The following is a 791-nucleotide window of genomic DNA, read 5'->3' on the forward strand; positions in this document are numbered from 1 at the left end:
CGGTGAGGCCGCTCTACTCGATCAGGACGCCGTTTTTATTGAGGACGGCGTTCTTGCGGCGCGTTGGCGCCCTGGCCGCGATGCGTTCCGTCGTATCATGGCGGATGCCGCCCGGGATCCCGATCCGAGTCAGCCGAGGCCCTCGCACGCCATCCTGCCCCGAGCGGGAGGAGGACAACCTGTCGTCTTTGCTGCTATGCCCATGGCCCGGCGGCATCACTTCATTTCCGGTCCTGCAACGCTCATCCTTGTTGTCATTATCAACGCTCACCTGGCAAAATCGAAAACCTATTCGGCGAGGTTCTGTCGATAGGAACAACCGCTACTCTGTCCTCTGAGGGCCCCGGAGTGCCGATGCGCCCACGTCTTGAGTGGAGTGACGCCGCCGAAGAGATCAGGGTGGATGTACATCTGATTTCCAAAGTGAACGCCGTCTCCCTCATGCCGTGGACCTCCTGATCTGCGCCTTGCTCGGCAGTGCCTTGATTGCCGGAAATCACTTGTGATCTTTTCAGCCAAGGGTCGATCGCTGTCACGTTGGGCTGGACCTATCATGGGTGACAGGCTTTTGGCTTGGCCGAATAAATTCACCTTTAATTTGTATGTGAGCCCCACGTGGAGGCCGCACCTCACCCGCTACAACAGGCACGGCTCGCTGCGCTTCATTTGTTTGAGGTTCTCGACACCGACCCGGAACGCGACTTCGATGAGATCGTGAAGTTGGCGGCAGCTACCTGCGGCACCGCGATCTCGGTGGTCAACTTCATTGACGCCGAGCGGCAGTGGTTCAA

The 791-nt window shown here is 58.8% G+C and carries 1 protein-coding gene; it reads left to right on the forward strand.

All coding sequences use genetic code 11. The features are described 5' to 3' along the window. Positions 1–313 (forward strand): hypothetical protein (locus tag OCH239_RS23425; RefSeq protein WP_211242049.1); only part of this gene is annotated, 313 nt, incomplete at its 5' end. Between the last annotated feature and the right edge of the window lie 478 nt (positions 314–791).

This window comes from Roseivivax halodurans JCM 10272, assembly GCF_000521785.1.
GTDB lineage: Bacteria > Pseudomonadota > Alphaproteobacteria > Rhodobacterales > Rhodobacteraceae > Roseivivax > Roseivivax halodurans.